Raw genomic sequence first — 18,189 nt, 5'->3', positions numbered from 1 at the left:
TCGGGGTCGTCCCGAGGAGAGATCGACATGAGCGAAGTCCCCACGCCCGCATCGACCGCAAGACCCGGCTCGACCGGTGGTTCCGGTTCGTCCGGTGGTTCCGAGTCGATCGAGAAGTACGGCTACAAGCAAGAGCTCCGCCGCTCCCTGAGTTTTCGTGATCTGCTCGTCTACGGCCTGGTCTTCATGGTCCCGATCGCGCCGTTCGGCATCTTCGGCGGCGTGTTCCAGGGCTCCGGCGGCATGGTGGCGCTCGCCTACGTCATCGGCATGGTCGCGATGATGTTCACGGCGCTGTCCTACGCGCAGATGTCCCAGGCGTTCCCGATGGCCGGGTCCGTGTACTCCTACGCCGGACGCGGCATCGCCGCCCCGGTGGGCTTCCTGGCCGGCTGGATGATCCTGCTCGACTACATCCTGGTCCCCGGCCTGCTCTACCTGATCGCTGCCGTCGCGATGAACTCGCTGGTCACCTCGATCCCGGTGTGGATGTGGGTGGTCGGGTTCGTGTTGCTGAACACGGCGGTCAACTACCTCGGCGTGGCGATGACCGCCAAGGTCAACAAGATCATGCTGATCGGCGAACTGATCATCCTGATCGTGTTCATCGTGATCGGCGTGGTCGCCCTGATCGACGGCAAGGGCCGCGGCTTCGACTTCACCCCGATCTACAACAGCGACACCTTCTCCTGGAGCCTGGTCTTCGGCGCCGTCTCGATCGCGGCGCTGAGCTTCCTCGGCTTCGACGGCATCTCGATGTTGTCCGAGGAGAACAAGGACTCGGCCAAGGCCATCGGCCGGTCGATGGTCGCCGCGCTGCTCCTGGCCGGGACGTTGTTCATCGTGCAGACGTGGGTGGCCTCGCTGCTGGTGGCCGACCCCAAGGCGCTGATCGACAACGGCGATCCGGACGGCACCGCGTTCTACGACGCGGCCCGGGTCGCGGCGGGCGGCTGGCTGGCCAAGCTCACCGCGGTGGCCACCGCGATCGCCTGGGGCTTCGCCAACTCGCTGGTGGCCCAGGCCGCGACCTCGCGCCTGCTGTACGCCATGGCCCGGGACCGGCAACTGCCGTCCTTCCTGGCCAAGGTGCACCCCAAGCACCGGGTCCCGGTCAACGCCACGCTGCTCGTCGCCGCGATCTCGCTCGCCCTGGGCCTGTACACCAGCACCCGCGACGACGGCATCACCACACTGAGCAGCCTGGTCAACATCGGCGCGCTCACCACCTTCCTGGTCCTGCACGTGTCGGTGGTCGTGCACCATCTCGTCCGGCAGCGCAGCCGCGACTACTGGCGACACCTGATCGCGCCCTCACTCGGCTTCGCGATCCTGGCCTACGTCGTCTACAACGCCGACGGCGACGCGAAACGGCTGGGCGGGATCTGGTTCGCGATCGGCCTCGCCCTCCTCGCCGGCCTGGTGCTGGCGGGCCGTCGGCCCCAAATTTCCGCCATCGACCAGGTCGAGGAACCCGTATGACCCTGCTCGAAGTCGTCTCGCTGAGGCCGACCTACCACCAGTACGCCTACACCTTCGGCGGACGCCGACCCCTGGTCACCGTCCGCCCGGGCACCATCGTCGAACTGTCCACCGAGGACTGCTTCGGCGGCAACGTCAAGGGCATCGACGACCTGCCCAGCGCGGTGTGCACCTTCCCCTACCTCAATCCGGTCACCGGACCGATCGCGGTCGAGGGCGCCGAACCCGGGGACACCCTCGCGGTGCACTTCGTGGACATCACGCCCGCCCGCGACTGGGGCATCTCCAGCACCTTCCCGCACTTCGGCGCACTCACCGCGACGAACACCACGGCGATGCTGCACGCGCCGCTGGAGGAGAGGGTGTGGGTGTACGACCTGGACGTCGCGGCGGGCATCTGCCGCTTCCGGGCCCGGAAGAGCGACTTCACCGTCGACCTGCCGCTGGACCCGATGCACGGCACCGTCGGCGTCGCGCCCGCCGGCGGCGAGACGCTGATGTCGATCACCCCTGGCGCGCACGGCGGCAACATGGACACCCCCGAGATGCGCGCCGGCACCACCGCGTACTTCGGCGTCAACGTCGCGGGCGGCATGCTCTCGATCGGCGACGGCCACGCCCGGCAGGGCGAGGGGGAGGTCTGCGGGACGGCGGTCGAGGCCGCGATGCGCACGGTGATCGTGGTCGACCTGATCAAGGGCGGTGCCCCGGTGTCGCCGCGCCTGGAGAACGACGACCACCTGCTCACCACCGGCTCGGCCCGCCCCCTGGAGGACGCCTTCCGGATCAGCCAGCGCGACCTGGTGGACTGGACGGCGGACCTGCTCGACCTGGACCTGCTCGACGCCTACCAATTGGTCAGCCAGACGGGGCTGGCCCCGGCGGCGAACGTGTGCGACACGAACTACACGATGGTGGGGAAGCTGCCGAAGGCCCTCCTCGGCCGACACCGCGCCTACGAGGGCCGACACGACCACCTGCGGGCGGTGGCGGCGGCCTACTTGGCGGAGCGGTGAGGGGCGGGGCGGGCGGGCTTCGGGTGGGGTGAGGTTGCGGGGCTAAGGGGTCGGCCGGCTGGTTGGATGGGGTGGGCGTTCGTCCAGGCGGATGTTTGGTGAGGTTGGGGGCTTGGGGTCGAGGAGGGGTGTTGGCCTTGGTCGGCGGGTTGGCTGACGGGCTGGCCCGCGGACCGGCCGGCCGGCGGACCGGCCGGCGGACTGGCTGACCCGCCGACCGGCAGACCGGCTGGCCCGCGAACCGGCGGACCGGCTGACGGGCTGAGCAGCTGAAGGGCCTGCCGGCCGAGCCGCACGGTATGGACCCCGGGACCCAGGCCATTGGTCCCGGCGCCCGGCGTGTGCCGCCCCCGCGCCGGGCGGGAGGGGACATCCCCGGGGAGTACGCGTCCGCCGACGCGGATCCTTTTGGGAACCCGGGGATGTTCCCGCAACTGCGCGCACGGGGCGCAGCAGGCGTGGCGGGCCGAACGGTGGGCGGGGTGGTGTCCTGGGGCGAGCGGCATCGTGCGTGAAGCCGGCCCGCAAGCTGGAGTCGTGGGCGGAGCGTGGCGGTTCGCCGGGGTCGCGAGTGGAGCGACGCGGTGAGCGAGGGTGCGTTGAGGGCGACTGGGCTGGGTTGTGAGTGGAGCGGGTCGGGGGGCCTGGGTGGTGGGCGGAGCGGGGGGTGGGCCCGGGTCGTGAGCGGAGCGGGCGGGTGGGGGCTTTCGGCGATGCAGCGCTGCTTTTTGTTGGGCGCCTTTGGCGCCGGCTCGCGAGGCACCACTTTTTTGTTCCGTCGCGGGCTCCTCCACAAAAAAGTGGCCCCTCGCTCGTGACTTCGTGTCCCTTCGCTTCGCTACGGGCCACGAAGTCTTTGTTTGGCGGCTCCGCCGCTCTCCGCGCTGCGCGCGTCGATCACGAGGTCTCGACCGGGTGGGCGCTGACGCGCCGGGCCGCAGCCGTACTCGGGGGCCCGGGGAAGGCCCCATGCGTTGCCGCAGCGGGTCAATCGTTGTGGACCAGGGCCACGATGGTGGCTTGGGGGCCTGACCGGGTCGCTCCGGTGCCCGTAGAACCGCAGCGTTCGAGCGTGGGGCAACGGGTGGAGCGGGTGGGTGCGCAACCCGAGCCACCCGCAGGGGAACCGTAGCCGGAGGGTCGGTTCGCGGGCGGCCGTGGGTGGCCGCGTCGTCGGTGGGGCGTCCTCGTGGGTGGGGGCGCAACCTTGGGGGCGTGGTGGGCGTGTGTGCCGTACCAGGCGTGGGTGTGGGTACGGGGGGCGTGATGGACGGGGAGGCGTTGGGGGTTGCGTTCGGTGTGTTGGAGCGGGATGTCGGGCGGGTTCTGGGTGCGCGGGTGGGGGGTGGTGGGGCGTCGATCCGGGCGTTGAGTGCGCGACGGCGGCGGCGACGGGTCTTGGTGGGGGGTGGGTTGGTGGTTTTGGTGCTGTTGGTCGTGGGCGATCGGGTGGCCGCTTCGCGGAACCGATCACCCGGTCGTGTGCGTGGGTGGGGGAGAGACGCCGGAGGCGGCCGAACCGACATCGGGTGGGCGTCTCGGGCCGGATAAGGTACCGGGTCACGGCAGGACGAATACGCCGCGACGGGACGCGGGGGAACGATGGGACGGGACACGGGCGGTCGAGCCGACTTCGACGTGTTCTACGCCGAGAGCTACGGCGCCCTCGTGGCACACCTGTACGCGCTGACCGGTGATCTCGGCGAGGCCCAGGAAGCCGCGCAGGAGACCTATATCCGGGCCTGGAAGGACTGGGACCGGATCAGCGACTACGAGAACCCCGTCGCGTGGATCCGACTGGTCGGCCAACGCATCGCGGTCAGCCGCTGGCGGCGCACTCGTACCGCGCTCAAGAGCTGGATCCGGCACGGCCCGGACGGCGACCTGCCCGCGCCCGGCCCCGAATCGGTCGCCCTGGTGACCGCGTTGCGGCAGATCCCCGAGGCCCAGCGGCGCGCGGTGGTGATGCATCACATGGGCGGCCTGTCGGTCGCCGAGATCGCCGCGCACGAGGGTGCGCCCGAGGGCACCATCAAGGCCCGGCTGTCCCGGGGCCGCAGCGCGCTGGCCGGTCTGCTCGCGGACGGTTCGGAGGCGGTTCGCACCGGACGCCGCTAGGGGCTCGGGCCGCAGCGCGGTCGGTTCGGGTCGGCCCCGGCCGCCGCGTACCGAGAAACCCGAAGGAATTGGCCTTCCGGTTCACATGCCAGGGCCGCATCCGAGGCAGCATGCTTGAACGAGGCAGTGCTATCGCCGCACCGGACTTGCCGTTCCGGTCCGACATCGTGGAGCGTGAGACACATGAAGGGCAGAGGGGACTCGGGTCGGGAGACGACCGTGCCGGCTCGCGGTGGCTTCCCGGAACGAACGCTGCGGCAGGACGAATTGCGCGCCGAACGGCCACCGGCGGCGGACGACGACATCTTCGGCGATCTGTATCTCGACTTCGAGGACGCGCCGGTGCGCGAGCCGGTGGAGCGGGTCGAACCGGTGCAGCCGCGGCCCACGTACGAGCCGACCTCCGGGTCGACCACCTTCGACGACGAGTTCGAGGGAGAGGACGGGGAGTCGGCGCCGGACGGGGACTACGCGTCCGATCCGGGGCGTGAGTCGGGCGCCGCGCCGGAGTTCGAGGCGGAGGCCGACCCCGAGCCGAAGGCGGCCGCCGCGTCGCGGTCGTTGTGGGACGAGGCGCCTCGGCCCGCCGAGACCTTTGCCACCGGGACGGAGGGGGACGACCGTGCGGCCGACCCGGTTCCGCACACGGTGACGCCGCGGGCGGTCCGCCCGGACGCGCGGATTCCGGCGCCGCCGCCGTCGGTTCCCGCGCCGCCCACGGTCGTCGGTGGCTCCGCCGACACGACGTACGCGGCCGGGCACCCGGTGCCGCCGCCGCCCCCCGCGGTGCCGCCGATGCCCACGTCGCCGCCGCCGGTGCCCGAGCCGCAGACCGAACTGCTGCCGGCCGCCGTGCCGATGCCCGAGCCGGTGTCCGAGCCGGTCGAGGACGCGGACGAGTTGGACGTGCCGACCACGTCGCGCAGTGACAGCCTGCGGCGGGCCGAAGCGGCCGGGGAGGACCCGCAGGCCCGCAGTGGACCGCCACTGGGTGTCCAGGCGTCGGCGTGGTCGACCTCCTCGCATCCCGGCCGCCGACGCGCCGCCCGGCGGGAACGGCGCGGGCTGGGGCCGGAGCTGACCGCCCGGGACAACGACGACCGGTACGCCGCGACGGGTGAAGTGTTCATCGTCGCCGACGGCCTCGGCGGCCACCCCGCCGGTTGGTACGCGGCCGATGTGGCGGTGCGCACGCTGGTGGCCGAACTGGCCGCCGCCGACCTGTCCGCGGGCTGGAGCGACCGGCTCAGCGCCGCGATCGCGGTGGCCGACCTCGCGGTGCGCCGGCACGGCGTCGCCCAGTACGAGGGCATGCGCACCACCGTGGTGGCGGCCGTACTGCAGCACGGCAGGCTGCACCTGGCCGGATGCGGCGACAGCGTGTGCTGGTTGGTGCGCGGCGGGCAGGCGTTCCGGCTGACCGAGCAGGGCAACGCCGCCGAGTTCGGCCGACCGTGGCTGCTCACCTCCACTCCGCTGGGCGGCTCGCAGGTGCCCGAACCCGAACTGCAACGCATCGAGTTGCACGAGGGCGACCGTGTGGTCCTCGCCACGGACGGCGTCGGCCACCTGCCCGACGAGACGGTCGCCGACCTGGTGCACGGCGACCCCTTCCACGCGGCAACGACCTTGACCCGGACGGCCGTCGAGAGTGGTGACGACGACGCGACGGCGGTCGTGGTCGAATGCGATGCACTGCCCGTACCCGAAGGACATCGCTCCGGCGCGGACCCTCGGGAACAACCGGAGGATGCGTCGGGTACCCCCGGGGCCCTACGGTCGGACGGCGGAACGGCCTGGTGACGGTTCACCGGGAGAAGATGGGCGATGCCCCAGGGCGGGGCACGAGACCGGACGGATGGCGATGCTCGAACTGATCCTCACCGTGGCGACGTCGGACGACGCCGACCAGCAGGAGTCGGACCTGGCCCGGCCGCGCACGGTGAAGGTGCAAAGCGAGCCCGGCAAGAAGATCGCGATCGGCCGGGACCCGTCGCGATGTGGCCTGGTCACGCCGAAGGACTGGCGTTTCGTATCGCGTGTGCACCTGGAGTTCGTCTACTCCCTGGAGCGCGGCTGGAGTGTGGAGTGGCTCCAGGGCTCGCACCCGCGTCCGGTCGCGCTGGTCCAGATCGATCGCGAGGGCGTGTCCGAACCGGTGCCCTACGGCGCCACGCTGCCGCTGGGTTCGCTGCGCCCGGGCCGAGTCGTGGTCACCGACCTGGCCCGACGTCGGCGGGTCCTGGTGGAGTGGCGGGTGTCGTTGCCGCAACGCCCGGGCGAGGAGCCCACCGAACCGGACGTGGGTGTGCCCGAGACCCAGGACGTCGCGCCGTTCGTCCTGCAGAACCGCCTCTCCGAGACGGAGATGGAGGTGCTGGCCGCGCTGTCCTGCGACTGGGTGCACGGTCGCCCGGTCAAGCGCGCCAAGTCCACCAAGGAACTGTGCGAGCTGTTGCACCTGTCGGCGGCCACGGTCGAGCGGTACAAGACCAAGCTGCGCCGCGAGTTCTACAGCTCGGGTCTGTGCCCCGAACTGAACGCCCTGCTCGGTCCGAACTACCTCGATACCGTGCGGCACGTGCACGGGGGCTGGGACCTGATAGCGCAGACCGCGGTCACGCACGGCATAACGGGGCGCGGCCCCTGCCCGTGTGGTGCGGATGCGCCGCACGCGGGTACCAGGTGAGCGGTAGGACCGGGGAGGGGGCGGGGGGATCATGCTCGAACTGAACATGTCGTTCGTCGCGATCGAGGACGGCCGCGAGGCGGAGCGGGATCCGCTGCCGAGCCCCAAGAGCGTGCGCACGCCCGGGGTGGCCGGCACGCGGTTGTTCGTGGGTCGCGATCCCAGTGCGTGCCGCCCGCTGTTGACGCCGCACGACTGGCTGTTCGTCTCGCGCAGGCATTTGGTCTTCGAGTACAGCGAGGACCGGGGCTGGACGGTGGAGTGGCCGCGCGGCCAACGGGACACCCCGGTGGCGATCGTGCGGATCAAGCGTGGCGAGACCTCGCAGGACATGCCGTACGGCGCGATCCTGCCGCTGCCCGCGCGCACCAGCGGCAACATCCTGGTCAGCGATCTGGCCCGGCGGCGCAGCGTGCTGCTCGGGTGGCGGGCGATGCAGCCGATCCGGCCCAGCGCGTCCGCCTCGCCGGACGGGAACGCACCGCCGACCGTGGACGTCGGACCGGAGGAACTGCGCAACAAGCTGCGCGGGGTGCGCCTGGAGGTGCTCGCGGCGATGTCCTGCGACTGGATCCACGGCCGCGCCACCAAGCGGCCCAGGACCACCGACGAATTGTGCGACATGCTCTACATGGCCAAGGCCACCGTCGAGCGGTGCAAGACCGAACTGCGTCGCGACTTCTACAGCTCGCTGCTTTGCCCGGAATTGAATCATCTGCTGGGGCCGGACTACCTGGACACGACCCCGCATGTCCACGGAGGCTGGGACCTGATCGCCCAGACCGCGGTCACCTGCGGCATTGTGGGACGCGAACCGTGCCCGTGTGCCCGCCGCGGTGGATCGATCGACTGAGACGACGCGAACCGCGTGGGCCGCAGGTCGGGGCGCGCGGCATTGACTGACGACCAGGAGCGTGGGGGAGGAGACCGGTGCTCGATCTCAACATGGCGTCGACTTCGGGGGCGGACGACGCGGCGACGGTTGCCATGCTGATGGCAAGCGCGCCGAGTCGACCGGGGGCGACGTTGGCCGTCGGTCGCGACGCGACCCGCTGCCATCTCGTGACGCCGGCCGATTGGCTGTTCGTTTCCCGGGTGCACCTGGAATTCCAGTGCGGCGCCGACGCGGTGTGGTGGGTGACCTGGCGACGCGGTTCGCAGGACGCGCCGGTGGCCGAGGTGCAGGTGGACGACGGGGAAGCGCGCACGTTGCCCTATGGGGGTACCGCGCCGTTGCCCAGTCCCGGCTCGGGTGAGGTGGTCATCCTCGACCTGAACGGGCAGCGGCGGGTCACCATCGGGTGGTTCCTGGCCGCCGACTGATCGGGGCATGGGTTCCGGGTGTTCGACCGGGTGGATCTGACGATGGGTCAGGTATTGACCTGCGGGTTGGGAGTCCACACATCGGACATCTGTGAAGTCCTTCACAAGGGCGGCGGTAGGATCGGCCACGCGTCAGGCCACCCCGTCGTGCGTCTTCCACGCGGCCACCCGTCATCGCAGCACGCGAAGGAAAACCGTGAGCAAGCCCGTCGTTCTCATCGCCGAAGAGCTGTCCCCGGCCACCGTCGATGCCCTCGGACCCGATTTCGAGATCCGTCACTGCGATGGTGCGAACCGCGGTGAGTTGCTGTCCGCGATCGCCGACGTCGACGCCATCCTGATCCGCAGCGCGACCAAGGTGGACGCCGAGGCGATCGCCGCGGCCGGCCGCCTCAAGGTGGTCGCGCGCGCCGGCGTGGGGCTGGACAACGTCGACGTCCCCGCCGCCACCAAGGCCGGCGTGATGGTCGTCAACGCGCCGACCTCGAACATCGTCACCGCCGCCGAACTCGCCTGCGGCCTGCTCATCTCGGTCGCGCGCAACATCCCGCAGGGCAGCGCCGCGCTCAAGAACGGCGAGTGGAAGCGCAGCAAGTACACCGGCGTCGAGCTCTCCGAGAAGACCCTCGGCGTGGTCGGCCTGGGCCGGATCGGCGTCCTGGTCGCGCAGCGCATGTCCGCGTTCGGGATGAACATCGTGGCCTACGACCCCTACGTGCAGCCCGCCCGCGCCGCGCAGATGGGCGTGCGGCTGCTCACCCTGGACGAGGTGCTGGAGCAGTCCGACTTCATCACCGTGCACCTGCCGAAGACCCCGGAGACGCTGGGTCTGATCGGCGACGAGGCGCTGCGCAAGGTCAAGCCGACGGTGCGCATCGTCAACGCCGCGCGCGGCGGGATCGTCGACGAGGTCGCGCTCGCGTCCGCGCTCAAGGAGGGCCGGGTCGCCGGCGCCGGCCTGGACGTGTTCTCGAAGGAGCCGTGCACGGACAGCCCGCTGTTCGAGTTCGACAACGTGGTGGCCACGCCGCACCTGGGCGCGAGCACCGACGAGGCGCAGGAGAAGGCCGGCGTCGCGGTGGCCAAGTCGGTGCGGCTCGCGCTGGCCGGCGAACTGGTGCCGGACGCGGTCAACGTGCAGGGCGGCGTGATCGCCGAGGACGTGCGTCCGGGCCTGCCGCTGGCCGAGAAGCTGGGTCGGATCTTCACCGCCCTCGCGGGCGGCGTCGCGGTTCGACTGGACGTCGAGGTGCGTGGCGAGATCACCCAGCACGACGTCAAGGTGCTCGAGCTCGCGGCGCTCAAGGGCGTGTTCGCGGACGTCGTGGAGGAGTCGGTCTCCTACGTGAACGCTCCGCTGCTGGCCCAGGAGCGCGGCGTGGAGATCCGGCTGACCACGAGCTCGGAAAGCCCGGACCACCGCAACCTGGTCACCGTGCGCGGCACGCTCGCCGACGGCGGCGAGATCTCGGTCTCCGGCACGCTCGCCGGGCCCAAGAACATCGAGAAGATCGTCGAGGTGGACGGCTTCGACGTGGACCTGGTGCTCACCGCGCACATGGTCTTCCTGCGGTACGCGGACAAGCCGGGCGTGGTCGGCGTGATCGGCCGCCACCTCGGCGAGGCGGGCGTCAACATCGCCGGCATGCAGGTGGCCCGCGCCGCCAAGGGCGGCGAGGCGCTGGTCGGCCTCACGGTCGACACGACGGTGGAGCCGCAGATTTTGAACGCCATCGCGGAGGAGATCGGCGCGGCGTTCGTGCGCTCGGTGAACTTGGAGGACTGAGGGCTGGGTCGCGGGTGCGGCCGGCGGGGCGGGCCGGCCTGGGTCGTGGGACCCGGTGGGCCGGGATGTGAGCGGGGCCGGCCGGGTCGGGCCGGGTTGTGGGCCGGCGGATCCGGCCGGCCAGGGGGAACTGCCGGCTGTTCGGCGGGCCGGCGGCGAATCGCGGGCGGGGCGTGACGGGGTTGGGGGGCGGGCAACCCCGGACCAGGTTGTGGGGCCGGTGGGCGTAGTCGGCCGAGGTGTGAGCGGGGCGGGTTGGTGGACCCCGGACCCCGGTCGTGGGCGGGGCTCGACGTCTGGGCCGGGGTTGTGAGCGCAGCGGGCCGAGGAGCTCGGGATGCGGGCCGAACACCACATCCGGTCCGGGGTCGTGAGCGGAGCGGGCCGGAAGGTGCTGGTTGTGGGCTGAAGCCTGTACCTGGGCCGGGGTCGTGAGCGCGGGGGGCCGGAAGGCGCCGGTCGTGGGCTGAACCCCGCACCTGGGCCGGGGTTGTGAGCATAGGGGGCCGAGGAGTCCGGGACGTGAGCCGGACTTCAAGCCTGAGCCTGGGTCGTGAGCGGAGCGGGCGGGAAGCCCGAGACGCAAGCCGAACCCGGCACCCGGGCCCGGGTCGTGAGCGGAGCGGGCGGGCGGGAAGGCCTCGGTCGCGAGGTGAACGCCGCAACCGGGCCCGGGTCGTGAGCGGAGCGAGCTGGAAGGCCTCGGTCGCGAGGTGAACGCCACAACCGGACCCAGGTCGTGAGCGGAGCGGGCGGGTGGGCGTCGGTCGGCGATGCAGCGCTGCTTTTTGTTGGGCGCCTTCGGCGCCGGCTCGCGAGGCACCACTTTTTTGTTCCGTCGCAGGCTCCTCCACAAAAAAGTGGCCCCTCGCTCGTGACTTCGTGTCCCTTCGCTTCGCTACGGGGCACGAAGTCTTTGTTTTGCGGCTCCGCCGCTCTCCGCGCTGCGCGCGTCGATCGCGCGGCTTGCCTGCCTCGGGGGCGCTGACGCGCCGGGGGGCGGGCTTGGTGGGAGGCCGGGGTCGGGGGTGTTGTCGGGGTGGGGCCTCGGTCGTGGGGCTTCCGCTTGTCGTTGCAGCGCTACTGGGGGTAGCGGCGCACGGTGGGCGCGGTGGCCGACTGTGTTGCTTGTGTTTGTGTCGCCCGTCGATTGCCTCATGGAGCTCGGGCTGTTGGGGCGGGGGCGTGTCGTCTCACAGTGTGAGATGTCTTGCGTGGCGTCGTGGGTGCTTGTGTCGTGTCTTGGGCGGTGGTTCGTTGTGGGGCCGCGTTGTCGAATTGCCGCGCCGTGCCTGCTACGTGCGGTGGAGCCCTTGTGGCCCGTGGATCCCGTGTCGTGGGGGGTGCTCCCGTGCGCGTCGTGCGGGGACGCGCCGGGGGTGGTTGGTCTCAGATAGTAGGAACTCCGAGTAAATTGCAGACAGCGATGTCATGCGTCGCCTAACGTGAAAGAAGACGGTCCCTTCCGTACCCGGAAATCCCCGTACGGCAGGAAATTTCAGCACGCCCACAAGGCCCCTGCACGTGTCCGTCGCACGCTGTGTAGACCCCCGCCTTGTGAAGGAAGTGCAACCATGGACGAAACCGCGCGCCGTAACGCCGCTCGTGCCCTTCAGCGTGCCCTCGATCGGCGTGACAACGGGGGCAGCCCGGCCGACGAGGAGCGCTGACGGGCTCCGATTCGCACCACTGCGTCCCATCATCCGGACTGGATATGTCAGTCCCTGGGACGGAAGGTAAGGTCCAGCGCATGTCTCGCAGCATTCGTCTCGCAGTGGTTCCCGGTGACGGCATCGGCCAGGAAGTGGTCGCGGAGGGTCTGAAGGTCCTCGGCGCCGTGCTTCCTCCCGACGTCAAGATCGAGACCACCGAGTACGACCTCGGTGCCCGCCTGTACCACCGCACCGGAGAGACGCTGCCCGACAGCGTGCTCGACGAGCTGCGCGGTCAGGACGCGATCCTGCTCGGCGCCATCGGCGACCCGAGTGTGCCCTCGGGGGTGCTGGAGCGCGGCCTGCTGCTCAAGCTCCGCTTCGCGTTCGATCACCACGTCAACCTGCGTCCGGCCAAGCTCGCGCCGGGCGTGGTCTCGCCGCTGGGCGCGGACGCGCAGATCGACTTCGTGGTGGTCCGCGAGGGCACCGAAGGCCCGTACACCGGCAACGGCGGCACGCTGCGCACCGGCACCGAGCACGAGGTGGCCACCGAGGTCAGCGTCAACACCGCGTTCGGCATCGAGCGGGTCGTGCGGGACGCGTTCGCCCGCGCCCAGGCCCGGCCGCGCAAGAAGCTGACCCTGGTGCACAAGAACAACGTGCTGGTGTACGCGGGTCACCTGTGGACCCGGGTGTTCGACGCGGTCGCGGCCGAGTTCCCCGACGTCACCACCGACTACCTGCACGTCGACGCGGCGACCATCTTCATGGTCACCCAGCCCGAGCGCTTCGACGTGATCGTCACCGACAACCTGTTCGGCGACATCATCACCGACCTCGCCGCCGCCATCGCGGGCGGCATCGGCCTCGCGGCCAGCGGCAACATCAACCCGTCCCGCGAGTTCCCGTCCATGTTCGAGCCGGTGCACGGCTCGGCGCCGGACATCGCCGGCCAGGGCAAGGCCGACCCCACCGCCACCGTGCTCTCGGTCGCGATGCTCCTGGAGCACCTGGGCCTGACCGCGGAGGCCCGTCGGGTCGAGGCGGCGGTCTACGCCGACCTCGCCGAGCGCGGCACCCTCGGCACACGCGGGACGTCGCAGATCGGCGACGCCCTCGCGGCCCGAGTAGCCGGCTGATTCGCCGGCACCATCACGTTCGTCGACCGGGACCGTCGACGCGTGCCCCCTGCCCGACCGGCGAATCGGTCGTCGGGCAGGACGGGGGCCGCGCCTGTCGGGATCCCGGTCGACTGCGTTAACGTCTCACCGGGTGGAACGCGAGTGCGGTTCCCGGGAACACTTCCAGTACGTCTACGTGCCGGAAGCCGGGTTCCAACAGCACCCAGCTCCGCCATACTCCACGGTGAAGGACGAGAACAGCCATGACGACTGCCGCCCCGCAGGAGCCCTCCCTCCAGGCTTCCCTGACGATCGACCTCAAGCCCACCGCACATCCGCTGAGCGACGCCGAGCGCGCCACACGCCTGGAGAGCCCCGGCTTCGGCCGCGTGTTCACCGAGCACATGGTCGGCATCAAGTGGAGTGCGGGGCGCGGCTGGTACGACGCGCAGCTCACCCCGTACGCATCCCTCGACATCGACCCCGCGAACATGACGCTGCACTACGCGCAGTCGATCTTCGAGGGTCTCAAGGCGTACCGCCGCCCCGACGGCAGCGTGGCCACTTTCCGGCCGTACGCGAACGCCGCGCGCTTCCAGAACTCCGCCCGCCGGCTCGCCATGCCCGAGCTGCCGCAGGACCTGTTCGTGGCCGCGGTGGACGCGCTGATCCGCCAGGACGCCGCGTGGGTGCCCAGCGCGCCCGAGGAGAGCCTGTACATCCGGCCGTTCATGTTCGCCACCGAGGTCGGCCTCGGCGTGCGGCCCGCGAACGAATTCCTGTTCCTGGTGATCGCGTCGCCGGCCGGCCCCTACTTCGCGGGCGGCGTGCGGCCGGTCTCGGTGTGGTTGTCCCAGGAGTACGTGCGCGCGGTGCCCGGCGGCACCGGCGAGGCCAAGTGCGCCGGCAACTACGCGGCATCGCTGGTCGCCCAGGCCCAGGCCATCGAGCAGGGCTGCGACCAGGTGGTCTGGCTGGACGCGATCGAGCGTCGCTGGATCGAGGAGATGGGTGGCATGAACCTGTACTTCGTGTACGGGGAGGGCAAGGACGCGCGGATCGTCACGCCGCGCCTGACCGGCTCGCTGCTGCCCGGCATCACCCGCGACTCGCTGCTCCAGCTCGCGGCGGACCGCGGCTACGCCACCGAGGAGGCGCTGATCTCGGTCGACGACTGGCGCGAGGGCAACGCGAACGGCACCCTCACCGAGGTCTTCGCGTGCGGCACCGCCGCGGTGATCACCCCCGTCGGCTCGGTCAAGTCCAGCAGCGCGAACTGGACCGTCGGCTCCGGCGAGGCCGGCCCGATCACGATGGAGCTGCGCAAGGCGTTGGTCGACATCCAGACCGGCCGCGCCGCGGACGCGCACGGCTGGACGCACACGATCTGAGCCGGGTCTCGCGCGGGGCGGCCGTGCCCACGGCCCAGCCGCCCCGCCGACGACCATCGCCCACATAGTGAGACCCCGGGCCCGACCCACAGGCACCTGTGCCAGACTCCGGAGCATGCAGCAGTGGCTCATTATTAGCCGCAGCGTGCCGGTAACGGGTTGATCCCCCCACCAGGGGTGCACCATCGCCCACCGCCCGCACGCAGACCTCTCGCGACCGCGAGGGGTCTTTTTGTTTGCCGCCCCACCCCGGCGGTGAGCGTGCGCGTGGGCCCGTCATGTCTTGATCGAAGGGAGAACCGAGGCCAATGCACCCCACGACCACCGACCCGAGCGCCTTCCACGTCTTCGACACCACCCTCCGGGACGGTTCACAGCGCGAGGGCATCAACCTGACGGTGTCCGACAAGCTCACCGTGGCCCGCCACCTGGACGACTTCGGCGTCGGCTTCATCGAGGGCGGCTGGCCCGGCGCGGTACCGCGCGATACCGAGTTCTTCCGCCGGGCCAAGGAGGAACTGCAACTGGGACACGCCGTCCTGGTCGCGTTCGGCTCGACCCGCAAGGCGGGCACCACGGCCGCCGCGGATCCCCAGGTCCAGGCGCTGCTCGACGCCGAGGCGCCGGTCGTGTGCCTGGTGGCCAAGTCGCACGACAAGCACGTCTCGCTCGCGCTGCGCACCACGCTGGACGAGAACCTGGAGATGGTCCGGGACACCGTCGCCCACCTGCGGGCGCAGGGCCGTCGGGTGTTCGTCGACTGCGAGCACTTCTTCGACGGCTACCGGGCCAACCCCGAGTACGCGCTGAGCGTGGTCGCCGCCGCGCACGACGCGGGTGCCGAGGTGGTCGTGTTGTGCGACACCAACGGCGGGATGTTGCCCAGCGGCGTCCGCGAGATCGTCGCCGCCGTGCACGCCGGCACCGGGGCCCGGCTGGGCATCCACGCGCAGGACGACACCGGCTGCGCGGTGGCCAACACCATCGCGGCCGTCGAGGGCGGCGCCACGCACGTCCAGTGCACCGCCAACGGCTACGGCGAACGGGTGGGCAACGCGAACCTGTTCCAGGTGGTGGGCAACCTCGAACTCAAGAAGGACATGCGCGTATTGCCCGAGGGCAAACTGCGCGAGATGACCCGGATCTCGCATGCGATCGCCGAGGTGGTCAACCTGGCCCCCTCCACCCACCTGCCCTACGTGGGGGTGTCCGCGTTCGCGCACAAGGCCGGACTGCACGCGTCCGCGATCAAGGTCGACCCCGACCTGTACCAGCACATCGATCCGGCGCTGGTCGGCAACGACATGCGGATGCTGATCTCGGACATGGCCGGGCGTGCCTCGATCGAGCTCAAGGGCAAGGAACTGGGCTACGACCTCTCCGACGACAAGGACCTGGTCGGCCGGGTGGTCAACCAGGTCAAGGTGCGCGAGGCCGCCGGTTACACGTACGAGGCCGCGGACGCGTCCTTCGAACTGCTGCTGCGGGACGAGAGCCTGGGCCGGGCACGGTTCTTCACGCTGGAGTCGTGGCGCGCGATCAGCGAACAGCGCGGCGACGGCGTGCCGGTCAACGAGGCCACCGTGAAGCTCTTCGCCAAGGGCGAGCGGATCGTGGCGACCGGCGAGGGCAACGGCCCGGTCAACGCGCTCGACCGCGCGCTGCGGCTGGCCCTGGAACGCATCTACCCGCAGCTCGCGGCGTTCGAGCTGCTGGACTACAAGGTGCGGCTGCTGGAGGGCCGACACGGGACGGACGCGATCACGCGGGTGCTGGTGGAGACCACCGACGGCAAGCAGGAGTGGAGCACCGTCGGGGTCGCGGAGAACGTGATCGCGGCGTCGTGGCAGGCCCTGGAGGACGCGTACACCTACGGTCTGCTCAAGGCGGGCCTGACCCCCGGTGCCCCGGACACCGAGGGATCGGACCACGCGTAGCTCGTAAGTGATGAACCGTCAGGGGCGGCCGGGGCGGAACGATCGCCACCCGTCGCCCCACGGTTCGTCCCAGCCCGCCGGCAGCGGCGACAGGGACCCCGGCGGGGGCGACGGCAGCGCGGGGGGAGCGGGCGCCGGGGCGGGCGGACGCACGGGTGCGGAGGCCAGCGGACTGGCCGCGGTCATCGGGTTGGGCGGCAGCAGCGGTTCGCTCTCTTCGAGACGTGCCAACTCGCGTCCGACGGCGAAACGTTCGAGCCGCCCTCGGACCTCTTCCGGTTCCCGCGACACGGATAGTTCCCGGTCGAGGTCGAACTCCTCGGCCGCCGCGCCCGGCAGCAGGTTGGCCTGCGGGGGCCTTCGCGGCAGCCCCGACTCGGTCGTGCCGTCGACCATCGGAAGGCGGGCCGCTTGCGCCGCGCGCCTGCTGTTGTCGTCCACCGAACCCCACCTCGGTTCGTTGTTGGGCCTGCGCCTCAAAACGTTCTGATATCAATTGGGCAACAGATGGCTATGGAATGACCTTAGCAATGTGCGGCTCGAGGCGGGCACTCGGCCGGGCATGTCGCCGAGTCCTGTCACACGTTTGTCGAATTTCTCGAACGCCCTTGGGAATCCCGCTACTCGGGCTTCGCGACCACAACACCTCAGGCGAACCCCGCAATGGGATTCGCCTGAGATGAAGTGGTGCGCAATACGAAAAAACAGGTGCGAACGGTTACCGAAGACCGGTGCGAGCGAGCCCGAAGGTCAGCGCAGGCGGGCCATCAGTGCGTGCTCGACCAGCGTGATCAGGGTCGACTTGGCCGATTCGCGGCGCCGTGCGTCACAGCTCACGATCGGGGTGTCGGGCCCTATCTGCAATGCCTCGCGGACATCCTCCGCGTGGTGGGTCTGCAATCCGTCGAAGCAGTTCAACGCGACGATGAACGGCAGCCCGCTGTTCTCGAAGTAGTCGATCGCGGGGAAGCAATCGGCGAGTCGGCGCGTGTCCACCAGAACCACGGCGCCGATCGCGCCGCGGACCAGGTCGTCCCACATGAACCAGAATCGGTGCTGACCCGGCGTACCGAAGAGGTACAGGATCAGATCCTCGTCCAGCGTGATGCGACCGAAGTCCATCGCGACCGTCGTCGTCTGCTTGTCCGGCGTCGCCGACAGGTCGTCGACACCGGCGCTGGCGGACGTCATGACCGCTTCGGTACGCAGCGGAGCGATCTCCGAGACGGCACCGACGAGCGTGGTCTTGCCCACGCCGAATCCGCCGGCGACGACGATTTTCGCCGACGTGGTGGAGGACCTGGCGGGAGCCGGGCCCGGGCTAGAGCTTGCGAAGTCCACTGAGCACCCTTTCGAGCAGCGTGACGTCCGGCTGCCCCTGGTCGTTCCCGGGCTGGTGAATGACCACCAGCCCGGCTTCGGCGAGGTCCGCGACGAGTACGCGGGCGACGCCGAGCGGGATGGTGAGCAGAGCCGAGATCTCGGCTACCGACTTGACCTCCCGACACAGCGCACAGATGCGCTGGTGCTCGGGCAACAGGCCGGGTGGGTTGGCCACCTGAGGTGTAGTGGTGACCAGGGCCTCCAGCGCGAGCTGATAGCGAGGCCGGGTGCGACCACCGGTCATGGCGTACGGGCGGACCAGGGTCTCGTGAAACTCCTGGTCCCCGT

The 18,189-nt window shown here is 70.5% G+C and carries 13 protein-coding genes and 1 pseudogene; 11 read left to right on the top strand and 3 right to left on the bottom strand.

Going from position 1 to position 18,189, the window contains the following annotated elements:
- The first annotated feature begins 27 nt into the window (after nt 1-27).
- The 11 genes from ABZ374_RS14725 to cimA all read left to right on the top strand — a co-directional run bounded on the left by ABZ374_RS14725 (nt 28) and on the right by cimA (nt 16,518).
- Complete coding sequence (locus tag ABZ374_RS14725; RefSeq protein WP_360310731.1) at nt 28-1,482, top strand: APC family permease; 1,455 nt, start codon at nt 28-30, stop codon at nt 1,480-1,482.
- Nucleotides 1,479-2,498 carry an acetamidase/formamidase family protein gene (locus tag ABZ374_RS14720; protein WP_360310729.1) on the top strand — a complete coding sequence of 340 codons (1,020 nt, stop codon included), beginning with the start codon at nt 1,479-1,481 and terminating at the stop codon, nt 2,496-2,498. The genes ABZ374_RS14725 and ABZ374_RS14720 overlap by 4 nt, the downstream gene beginning before the upstream one ends.
- Before the next feature lie 1,602 nt (nt 2,499-4,100).
- Nucleotides 4,101-4,616, top strand: coding sequence for a SigE family RNA polymerase sigma factor (locus ABZ374_RS14715; protein ID WP_360310727.1), 516 nt, complete (start codon nt 4,101-4,103; stop codon nt 4,614-4,616).
- A 183-nt stretch (nt 4,617-4,799) separates the two neighbouring features.
- Nucleotides 4,800-6,419: a PP2C family serine/threonine-protein phosphatase gene (locus ABZ374_RS14710; protein WP_360310725.1), complete on the top strand. Its 1,620-nt coding sequence runs from the start codon at nt 4,800-4,802 to the stop codon at nt 6,417-6,419.
- Nucleotides 6,420-6,480: 61 nt separating this feature from the next.
- The gene (locus tag ABZ374_RS14705) at nt 6,481-7,305 is read left to right on the top strand and encodes a hypothetical protein (RefSeq protein ID WP_106669023.1); all 825 of its coding nucleotides are present in this window, start codon (nt 6,481-6,483) and stop codon (nt 7,303-7,305) included.
- A 31-nt stretch (nt 7,306-7,336) separates the two neighbouring features.
- The gene (locus tag ABZ374_RS14700) at nt 7,337-8,158 is read left to right on the top strand and encodes a hypothetical protein (RefSeq protein WP_360310723.1); all 822 of its coding nucleotides are present in this window, start codon (nt 7,337-7,339) and stop codon (nt 8,156-8,158) included.
- Between the two features lie 77 nt (nt 8,159-8,235).
- Nucleotides 8,236-8,628: a hypothetical protein gene (locus ABZ374_RS14695; RefSeq protein WP_360310721.1), complete on the top strand. Its 393-nt coding sequence runs from the start codon at nt 8,236-8,238 to the stop codon at nt 8,626-8,628.
- 196 nt (nt 8,629-8,824) lie between these two features.
- On the top strand, nt 8,825-10,414 hold the full coding sequence (serA, locus tag ABZ374_RS14690) for a phosphoglycerate dehydrogenase (protein WP_360310719.1): 1,590 nt from the start codon (nt 8,825-8,827) through the stop codon (nt 10,412-10,414).
- Between the two features lie 1,750 nt (nt 10,415-12,164).
- Nucleotides 12,165-13,208, top strand: coding sequence for a 3-isopropylmalate dehydrogenase (locus ABZ374_RS14685; RefSeq protein WP_360310717.1), 1,044 nt, complete (start codon nt 12,165-12,167; stop codon nt 13,206-13,208).
- Between the two features lie 245 nt (nt 13,209-13,453).
- Nucleotides 13,454-14,581 (top strand): branched-chain amino acid aminotransferase, encoded by a 1,128-nt coding sequence (locus ABZ374_RS14680; protein ID WP_360310715.1) that lies wholly within the window; start codon nt 13,454-13,456, stop codon nt 14,579-14,581.
- A gap of 308 nt (nt 14,582-14,889) precedes the next feature.
- Nucleotides 14,890-16,518, top strand: coding sequence for a citramalate synthase (gene cimA / locus ABZ374_RS14675; RefSeq protein WP_360310713.1), 1,629 nt, complete (start codon nt 14,890-14,892; stop codon nt 16,516-16,518).
- A gap of 18 nt (nt 16,519-16,536) precedes the next feature.
- Here the strand turns inward: cimA and ABZ374_RS14670 are convergent, their stop codons facing one another.
- The 3 genes and pseudogenes from ABZ374_RS14670 to ABZ374_RS14660 form a co-directional block, all read right to left on the bottom strand.
- Nucleotides 16,537-16,959, bottom strand: coding sequence for a hypothetical protein (locus ABZ374_RS14670; RefSeq protein WP_360310711.1), 423 nt, complete (start codon nt 16,957-16,959; stop codon nt 16,537-16,539).
- A gap of 309 nt (nt 16,960-17,268) precedes the next feature.
- On the bottom strand, nt 17,269-17,859 hold the full coding sequence (locus tag ABZ374_RS14665) for an ATP/GTP-binding protein (RefSeq protein WP_161364843.1): 591 nt from the start codon (nt 17,857-17,859) through the stop codon (nt 17,269-17,271).
- A pseudogene (locus ABZ374_RS14660) lies at nt 17,840-18,163 on the bottom strand (DUF742 domain-containing protein); the annotation flags it as partial. The pseudogene ABZ374_RS14660 and the gene ABZ374_RS14665, both read right to left, overlap by 20 nt.
- Nucleotides 18,164-18,189: the final 26 nt, after the last annotated feature.

The sequence above is a fragment of the Embleya sp. NPDC005971 genome (assembly GCF_040629175.1).
GTDB lineage: Bacteria > Actinomycetota > Actinomycetes > Streptomycetales > Streptomycetaceae > Embleya.
Note: the sequence above shows the minus strand (reverse complement) of the source record. Positions and strands in the feature narration are given on the sequence as shown.